Genomic DNA, 9,000 nt, shown 5'->3' on the forward strand with positions numbered 1-9,000 from the left:
AACTGCCGTACCCGAGGAAGTGTTTGCCCGTCGCGAGGACGCCCGTGTCGCCCTCACGGCCGTTGATGCCTTGGATGAAGGCGACGCCGATCTGGGCCGCCAGCTCCTGGTCCTCGCCGAACGTCTCGTGGACCCGGCCCCAGCGCGGGTCGCGCACCACGTCGAGGACGGGGGAGAAGCACAGGTGGATGCCGTAGTCACGGAACTGTGCGCCGGTGAGGGACGTGCTGCGCTCGACGAGTTCCGGCATCCACGTGGCCGCCTGGGCCCACGCGGTGGGGAACTGGATACCCGTGCCGTGGACCAGTCCGTTGAGCCCCTCGGCGTGGATGAGGGTACCGATGCCGAAGCGGCTCACCTCGCGCGCCTTCGCCTGGACGTCGGTGAACACACGCCGCAGCCCGTCGGCGGGCAGAGGCAGCATCCAGGCCAAAGACAGATGTCCCAGCCCGTGCGGGCGCAGATCGGCGATCCGGTCGATGTCGACGAAGAACGCCGCCTTGCGGCCCTCCTCGGTGCTGAGGTCGACTCCCGGCTCCTGCCGTACCGAGAACAGGGCGGGGAGGATCATGCCGTTCAGCTGGGCGATCTTCTCGTCGAGGTCCAGCTTGCGGACGAGTGCGCTGAGGTCGCTCATGCGGAGGTCTCCAGATCGGTCGTGCTGACAGCGGTGGCGGTGGCGGTGGCGCCGACCTGGGCGGGGAAGCCGGTCAGAGGGCCGCGGGCCGCGGTGACGGTGAGTGCGAGACGGGCCGGGGCACAGCCTTCGGCCACCGCTTCGACGGTGATCGTGCCGGATCCGGTCGGACGGACGACCGCGAGGGCGCGTCCGTCGAACGTGTGCCGGACGGCTCCGTGGAAGGTCTCCCCGGTGACCGGGGCCCCGCTGCCGAGTCCCTGCAGGATGCCGGCGCCGGAGACCGTCACCCGCACGTCACGGTCCAGGGCGTTCTGCACGACCCCGCTGTCGTCGGTGAGCGTCAGCGCGACGAACGCGAGGTCCCGGGTGTCGGCGCACAGCTCGTCGCGGTCGGTGGCGACGGTGAGCCGCAGGTTCTTCCTCGCCGAGACGAGGAACGTACGGCCGGACTCCGCCCCCGCACGGTAGGCGACCGCGACCAGCTCGCCGGGCCGGTGGAGGACCTCGAAGTCCGCCTGGAAGGCCCGTTCGGTGCCGACGGGAGCACGTCCGAGCGACTCACCGTCGAGCAGCAGCTCGACCTCGTCGGCGTCGGCGTACACCTCGACGTGCACGGGGGCGCCCTCGAATCCGGGCCAACTCCAGCTGGACACGGAGTCGGACCACGCCCACGGCGTCGACACGGTGACGGGAACACCATGGTGCTCCGGGCGCCGTACGGCGATGTAGGGCTCGCTCCGCCGGCCGAACACGATCTCGCGGTAATACGACACAGGCCTGCGGTGGCCGGTGAGGTCCAGGTCGCCGCAGAACGCCGACAGACCCGGATAGGCGGTCGAGAATCCTTGGCCGCCGTCGGCGGCAGCCGCGTACTTGACGACGCCGATGCCGGTCTCACCCAGGTAGTCCAGCCCGGTCCAGGTGAAGTCGCCGATGACATGCGGGTGCTTCTCGACGAGGGCCCAGTTGCGGTCGATGACGGTCGGCCACGTCTCGGTGCCGACGATGACGCGGTCGGGGAAGAGGTCATGGTCGAGGGCGTAGCGGGACTCGCCGTAGTTCATGCCGGCGACGTCGAGCGCCGCGAACGACTCCTCCGTGCGCTCGGTGACCATGGGGGAGGAGATGATCTGGCCCATCATCTCGCCGAACGCGTTCATCATGCCGTTGACACCGCCACCGGCCTGATCGTCTCCGGGCACGTCGGCCGACTGCGCCGCCGCCCGGCGTTGCGCCATGCCGCCCAGGACGAGGTCGAGCACGGACACGAAGCCGTTGATGCCGTTGGTCACCAGGCGGGTGCCGTCCAGGGCGCGCAGTTTCTCGGCGAGTCTTCGGCTCCACCGGCCGCCGTCCGGTGTGCCGGTCTCGGGGATCTCGTTGCCGATGCTGTAGAAGATGACGCTCGGATGGTTGAAGTCCTTGGCGACCATGGCCTCCAGGTCGCGCTCCCACCACTCGGGGAAGTCGGCGGAGTAGTCGAAGTCGCTCTTGCCCTGCGTCCACATGTCGAAGGCCTCGTCCATGACGTACATACCGAGGCGGTCGCAGGCGTCGAGCAGGGCGCTGCTCGCGGGGTGGTGGGAGCTGCGGATCGCGTTGAAGCCGGCCGCCTTCAACAGCTCGATCTTGCGCTCCTCCGCGCGGCCGATGGCCGCGGCACCGAGCGGGCCGTTGTCCCCGTGCAGGCAGGCTCCGCGGAGTTTGACCTCGGTGCCGTTCACCCGCAGGCCGCGCCGGGCGTCGACCCGGAGGGTGCGGATCCCGAACGGCACCGACACCTCGTCGACCACCTGATCACCGTCGGTGAGCCGCACGCGTGCCCTGTACAGGGCCGGCGTCTCGGCGCTCCACAGGCGCGGACGGTCGACCAGCAGGCGCAGACGCGCCGTCTCCTCGTCCGCCGGCAGCAGGGTGACCGGAGCCTGGCCCCGGGCGACCTCCGTCCCTTCCTCGTCGGTGACGACGGCCGCCAGACGCAGGGTGGAGGTCATGGCACCCATGTTGCGTACCCGTACCGCGACTTCGGCGATCGCGACCTCATGGTCGACGTCGGGGGTCGTGACGCGGACACCGTCGACGGCGATGTGCGCGGGATTCTTGACGATCAGGCGCACGTCCCGGTGGATGCCGCACCCGGTGTACCAGCGGCTGTCCAGGTGGGCGCGGCAGGACACACGGACCTCGTTGTCGGCCCCGGACCGCAGATGGGGATCGACGCGCACCAGGAAGCGGGAGTAGCCGAACGCGTGGCGGCCGGCGAGCGCGCCGTTGACCGTCACGACGGCGTCCCGGTACACACCGTCGAACTCCAGGTAAACCGGCTTGCCGCGGTCCTCCTCGGACACGGCGAACGTCTTGCGGTATTCGAACGCCCCTCCGGCGAAATACCCGTTGGTGTGGCCGTCCGGCGCGTCAGCCCGCCGTTCGGTGGTGATCAGGGCATCGTGCGGCAGCGTCACCGGCGTCCAGGGGGAACCGGCCGTCCCGCCGAGTTCCTGGAACGGTGTCACTTTGCGGCGGTAACTCCAGCCCTGGTTGAAGTCCGTGTATGTCATGGTTGACTTCCCTTTCACCGAACGCCCTTGACCCGGGCCAGGATGATGAAGCCGCCGACCAGCGCGAACGCGCCGGCGACGATGTAGAGCAGGGGGTAGTTGCCTCCTCCGCCGAGCGCCAGGACCAGAGGCGCCGCGAGAGGCGCCGCCGCCTGCGGGACCGTCGTCGAGAACTGGTTGATCGCGTTGTAACGGCCGGCCTCCGTGTCGCGCTCGGGCAGAACGTCCAGGACCAGTGCCTGGTCCACCGCGGAGAAGACGCCCAGACCGAGATTGGTGAGGAACGAGCCGATCACCAGCACGGTGAGGTCGGGTGCGACGGCCATCGTCAGTGTGCCGACGGTGAACAGGATCCCGGCGCCGAACACGAAGGCGCGGCGGCGACGCAGCTTGTCCGACAGGAACCCGCTGATCCCGGCTCCGCCCATGGTCCCGACGAGACCGACAGCGCCGACCACCGCCACGAGTCCGCCGATCTCGGTGACGGGCTTGTCCAGCTTGTCGGCGAAGAAGAACGTCGTGAACGTCGTGGCGAGCGTCAGCCCGAACATGAACAGGAACCGGCCCAGCCAGTTCCAGGAGAAGTCGGGGTAGCGGCGCACGTCGAAAACGTACTTCGACAGCACCAGCTTCACCGTCATGCTCTCGCCGGGGGGAAGTTCCTGGCTGCTGTCCTCGTGGACGAGCAGGGCGAACAGCAGCACCGTCACGGCGCCGAGACCCGCGGGCACCAGGAACAGCAACAGGTTCGACGACGTCAGCATGCTCGCGATCGCCACGCCGATGATCGAGGCGGCCATCTGCGCCACACCTGCCAGACCCGCCACCTTGCCCCGCTGGGACTCATGCAGGCGGTCCGCCATCGAAGCACCCAGCAGGGCCAGCGCACTGCCGAAACCGAGCTGCACGACGATCCAGCCGATGATCAGGACGGCGATCGAGGGTGCGAGCGCGACGCAGCAGAATCCGGCCACGCCGACGGCCACCATGGCGGGCAGCCATGGCCGGCGCCGGCCCAGACGGGAGCGGGTGCGGTCGCTCAGCACCCCGAGAACGGGCCCGGACAGGACCAGGGCCATCGAACCCGCGCCGACCACATAGCCGAGGATTCCCTCGTTGTCGGGGGCCAGTTGTTCGACGCGGACGCTCAGGGAGTAGCCCATCGGCGCCACTATGGCCACGTAGAGGCCGAACTGGGCGAGGATCAGCAGCACGATGTATCTGGCGTCGACCTTGGGTCGGTCGTCGGTCTTCGCGGCGGTCGCTGGGCCGGACGGGGCGGCCAGGGCTGCTTCTGCTGCTTCTGCCGTGGGCGGTGCGGCTGAGGGGGAGACATGGGGCGGCACTGAGGACATAGCGGCTCCTTGATTGTGAGCCATCGCCGGACACGGCGGATGCTCGCGGCATTGGTATCACGTGATACTTGGAGATGCCTAGAGGTAGCACGTGATACCTGTCGGTCCGATAGGGTCGGCAGTGCTCGCCCCGGCCCAGGGCGGACCGATCTGTCGCAGAGATACGAGAGGCGCCGACGAGGATGAAGAACAGCCCGCGTCCCGCGACCGCCACTGATGTGGCGGTGCGTGCCGGGGTGTCGCGTGCCACGGTCAGCCACATCCTCAACGGCCGGGAAGGGCGGTTTCCCGAGGAGACGCGGACACGTGTGCGCACTGCCGCCGAAGAGTTGGACTACCGGCCCTCGCCGGCCGGACGCAGCCTGGTCACCGGGCGAAGCGACATGATCGTCGTCGTGATGCCGGAGACCACCATCGGACAGAACCTGCAGAACGCGCTCGAGTACCTCAGTGACGACGCCGCGGGTCTGGGGTCCAACGTGGTACTGCGGTTCGCCGGTCCGGATCCCGGGAAGACCGCCACGGCTCTGGTGAGACTTCGCCCGCTTGCCGTGGTCGACTTCGGCTCACTGGACCGGTCCGCCCGCAGCCGGCTGGCCGCTCAGGGTGTCCCGGTCGTGCCGGATCTCGACGGCTCCCGGCCTCGCCGGCCCCATGACGAGATCGGCGAACTGCAGGTGGCGGAGCTGACGAGACGCGGCGACCGCCAGATCGTCTACGCCTCGATATCCGACCGGCGCACGGACCCGTACGGACCGGGCAGATATGCCGGCATCGAGGCCGCGTGCGCGCGGCGAGGTCTCGCCGTGCCGCTGTCCGTGCCGGTGCCCACACATCTCGTGCCGGCGACAGCCGTACTGCGTGAGCTTCCCCGGCAGGTTCCGCTCGGCGTGGCCGCCTACAACGACGAGGTCGCCCTGGCCGTCCTGGCCGCGGCCGCGCGGATGGAATGGGCGGTCCCCGGCGACCTGGCCGTCGTGGGCGTCGACGCCACGGACGTCGGCCAGTTGTGGGCCCCGCCCCTCACCACGATCGAGGTCGACATGCACGCGTTCGTGGGCACCGTGGTCGACGAACTCGCCGCCGCGCTGGGGCGGGAGGCTCCGCCTGGGGGCGCCAAGGAGAAGAGGATGCTCCGCCTCGTGTCCGGCGGTACGACATGAGGCACACGCCGCGGTCCGCCGTGCTGCTCCCCCTGCGGCGAGCAGATCACTCGCGTCGGCGAGGGGTGTGTCCGCGCGCCGATCGTCGTTCACCGCCCGAGTCAGCCGAAAGCCACCGTCGCCGTCGCGTGACAGCCCTGGCCGAGGGTCGCGATGCGCAGTTCCGCCCCGTCGTCGGCGGGGGCGCCGACCGCCCAGGCATCCTCACCCGCGAAAACGGGCTGTCGCAACCGGTAGGACAGCGAACGTACGTGACGTTCGGGAGCCCCGGTACGGACCAGTTCCAGCATGAGGAGGACCAGCAAGGGGCCGTGCACGACCAGGCCCGGATATCCCTCCACGTCGCGGCAGTACGGGGCGTCGTAGTGGATGCGGTGGGTGTTGGCGGTGAGCGCGCTGAACCGGAACAACAGCCGTTCGTCCGGACGGATCCGCAGGGTCCAAGGCCCCTCGGTCCGCGGGGCGGGCGCGGCATCAAAGGGCGCCGCGTTCCGTACGCCGGAGCCGGTTCCCGAGCGGTAGACGGTGTCCTGCTCCTCGACCACGCACGTACGCCCGGACTGCCGGAACTCGTGCCGGGTCGTGACGAACAGGAGCTCGCCGCTACGGCCGTGCCTGGCCACCACCGGACCCAGGCTGCTGACGCGTTCGGCCGGCACCCCGAGGCGCAGCGGGGCGGTGATCCGGCAGCGCCCCCCGGCGAACATCCGTCGGCGGTCGGGAAGGGGCGGCAGGAACCCTCCGTCCCGTACATGCCCGTCGGGTCCGAGTCCGCTCTGTGCGGGCCACTGGAGAAAGTGGAGCCAGTGCCACAGAGGCGGCAGCGGGTCCCCGGCGCCGGCCGCCGGTTCCGGCAGGTCGAGGCACGCCGACAGGGCCGCGGAGGGGGCGGGCGCCAACGGATCGTCGTCCCTGACGGGTGTCGGGCACCAGGACGCCACGTAGGACTCGAGAGGAGCGGGGAACGAGCGCATGACGGCAGTCTCCCTGTCTCCGCGCACCGTGCCGGAGGGCACCCGCGAGGAACGGACGAGGCTCCACCATCATGGGCGGCACCGGAAACGGTTGCACAATAGAAATCGGTGATGGGTGTATTCACCGGTCGCATGCCCCGTCCGCGCGGGGCAGGCCGCGCGGCCCGTTCGCCTCTTCCCCGCCCCGGTGACCGCCGCACGCCCGGGCCTCGTGCTCAGGAGTCCGGGCCGAGGGCCAGTGCCCGTGGCGCACGGCCGTGGTGACCGCGTGGATCAACGCGTGTGCGACGGCCTCGACCGCCGGAGTCGCGCGCGCGGACCTCGCAGTCGCGAGGACGACGGAACGCCACACCGAGGGCTCGCCCAGGGGCAGGGCCCTCACGGCCTCCTCCGCGGTGTCCCGGCTGAGGCCGACCTCTGGCAGGACGGTCCAGCCGTGTCCGGCCAGGACGAGCTGCTTCTGTACGCGCATCGAGTCGCTCTGGACGGCGACGGCCAGACGGACGCCGGCCGCTGCCGCTGCGGTGTCGATGAGCGAGCGCAAGGCGTGTCCGGGTGTGGGCAGGACGAGCGGGTGCCGGGCGAGCTCGGCGAAGGAGACGGTGGGCCCGGCGGGCAGGTCTTCCGTGGGAGGGGCGACCGCCCACAGGCGCTCACGTACCAGGGCGCGGGTGATCAGGGACGCCATCGTGCCGGGCAGGTCGTAGAGCAGCGTCAGATCGAGCTGCCCGTCGGCGAGCCACCGCTTGAGGTGACCCGAATACGCGGTGACCAGGCGGAGTTCCACTCCGGGGTGGTGCTGCGCGAGAGCAGCGGCGAGAGGTGCCGCGAGCAGGTCGCTCGTGCTGTCCAGGAGCCCCACGGTGACGGTGCCCGACACCGCACCGGACACCGGCCGTACCTCGGCGCGCGCACGCTCCAGTTCGCCGAGGGCCCGCCGCGCCCGGTCGACCATGATCAAGCCTGCCTCGGTGGGCAGCATGCCCTGACGACTCCGCTCGAACAGAGGAACGCCGAGTTCGTGCTCCAGTGAGCGGATCTGCCGGGTGACCGCCGGCTGCACCAGGTGAAGCAGTGCGGCGGCCCGGGTGACGCTGCCCACCTCCGCCACCGTGACCAGGGCCCTGAGCTGTTTGACGTCCATCTCACCCTTTCGCCATCCATGCGGGGCATGGACCCATCAGGACTTGCTATTACCCGAGCGCCGGAACGAGCACCGATGATGAAGGCCCGCCTCCACCGGGAGCCGGACTTGCGAAGGAAGCCGCAGATGCCCACAACCGCCCCCGGGCCACCGGCCGGGGCTGATGACCCGCATGCCGCCCTGCCCCTGTCCGGCATCACCGTCGTCAGCCTCGAACAGGCGGTCGCGGCACCTTTCGCCACGCGTCAACTGGCCGACCTCGGCGCCCGTGTCATCAAAGTCGAACGGCCGGACGGTGGTGACTTCGCCCGCCGGTACGACACGACCGTACGCGGCGAGTCCAGTTACTTCGTGTGGCTCAACCGGTCCAAGGAGTCGATCACGCTCGACCTGAAGTCCGACCGCGGCCGGCACGTCGTCCGTCAACTCCTCGACCGGGCCGACGTCTTCGTCCAGAACCTGGCACCCGGTGCTGCCGACCGGCTCGGCCTGGACGCCGCCTTCCTCGCACAGCGGTTCCCCTCCCTGATCGCCTGCTCCATCACCGGTTACGGCTCCTCCGGTCCCTGGTCGGACCGCAAGGCGTACGACCTGCTCGTGCAGTGTCAGACCGGCCTGGTCTCCCTGACCGGCAGCGAGGACGCGCCTGCCCGGGTCGGGATCTCGATCGCGGACATAGCCGCCGGCATGTACGCGTACTCCGGCATCCTCACGGCCCTGTTCACCCGCGCCACCACCGGAGCCGCCCGCGCTGTCGACGTATCGCTGTTCGAGGCGCTGGCGGAGTGGATGCACCAGCCCGCGTACTACACCGGGTACGGCGGAAGCCAGCCGCCGCGGGTGGGCACGCGGCACGCCACCATCGCCCCTTACGGGACCTACACCGCGAAGGACGGCAGGGACGTCCTGATCTCGGTGCAGAGCGAGCGGGAATGGGCCAGCCTGTGCGAGACGTTCCTCCGGAGCCCCGGCCTCGTGGCGGACACCAGATTCGCGACGGGCTCCGCCCGTGTCGCACACCGGGCCGACCTCGACGAGATCGTCGCTGAGCGGTTCCGTGCCCTGGACAGCGCCCGCGCCGTGGAGGTGCTCGACGCGGCGGGCATCGCCAACGCCTACGTCAATGACATACGGCAGTTCCTGGACCATCCCGTGCTCGACGGCAG

7 protein-coding genes are annotated in these 9,000 nt (G+C 70.1%); 2 read left to right on the top strand and 5 right to left on the bottom strand.

Features of this window, described 5'->3' with window-relative positions; all coding sequences use genetic code 11:
• The 3 genes from VN520_RS11810 to VN520_RS11820 form a co-directional block, all read right to left on the bottom strand.
• Positions 1-637, bottom strand: a 637-nt coding sequence (locus tag VN520_RS11810) for a glycoside hydrolase family 3 N-terminal domain-containing protein (RefSeq protein WP_325746837.1), incomplete at its 3' end; no start/stop codon positions are given.
• Positions 634-3,198: a glycoside hydrolase family 2 protein gene (locus VN520_RS11815; RefSeq protein WP_325746838.1), complete on the bottom strand. Its 2,565-nt coding sequence runs from the start codon at positions 3,196-3,198 to the stop codon at positions 634-636. The genes VN520_RS11810 and VN520_RS11815, both read right to left, overlap by 4 nt.
• Before the next feature lie 14 nt (positions 3,199-3,212).
• Entirely contained in the window at positions 3,213-4,553 is a 1,341-nt protein-coding gene (locus VN520_RS11820; RefSeq protein WP_325746839.1) for an MFS transporter, read from the bottom strand.
• A 182-nt stretch (positions 4,554-4,735) separates the two neighbouring features.
• Here VN520_RS11820 and VN520_RS11825 point away from each other — a divergent pair, with 182 nt between their 5' ends.
• Positions 4,736-5,716, top strand: a complete 981-nt coding sequence (locus tag VN520_RS11825) for a LacI family DNA-binding transcriptional regulator (RefSeq protein WP_325746840.1) — start codon at positions 4,736-4,738, stop codon at positions 5,714-5,716.
• A 101-nt stretch (positions 5,717-5,817) separates the two neighbouring features.
• Here the strand turns inward: VN520_RS11825 and VN520_RS11830 are convergent, their stop codons facing one another.
• On the bottom strand, positions 5,818-6,690 hold the full coding sequence (locus VN520_RS11830; RefSeq protein WP_325746841.1) for a hypothetical protein: 873 nt from the start codon (positions 6,688-6,690) through the stop codon (positions 5,818-5,820).
• A gap of 121 nt (positions 6,691-6,811) precedes the next feature.
• Complete coding sequence (locus VN520_RS11835; protein ID WP_325746842.1) at positions 6,812-7,834, bottom strand: LysR family transcriptional regulator; 1,023 nt, start codon at positions 7,832-7,834, stop codon at positions 6,812-6,814.
• A 126-nt stretch (positions 7,835-7,960) separates the two neighbouring features.
• Here VN520_RS11835 and VN520_RS11840 point away from each other — a divergent pair.
• Positions 7,961-9,000 (top strand): CaiB/BaiF CoA-transferase family protein (locus VN520_RS11840; protein ID WP_325746843.1); only part of this gene is annotated, 1,040 nt, incomplete at its 3' end.

This window comes from Streptomyces sp., assembly GCF_035563135.1.
Lineage (GTDB): Bacteria > Actinomycetota > Actinomycetes > Streptomycetales > Streptomycetaceae > Streptomyces.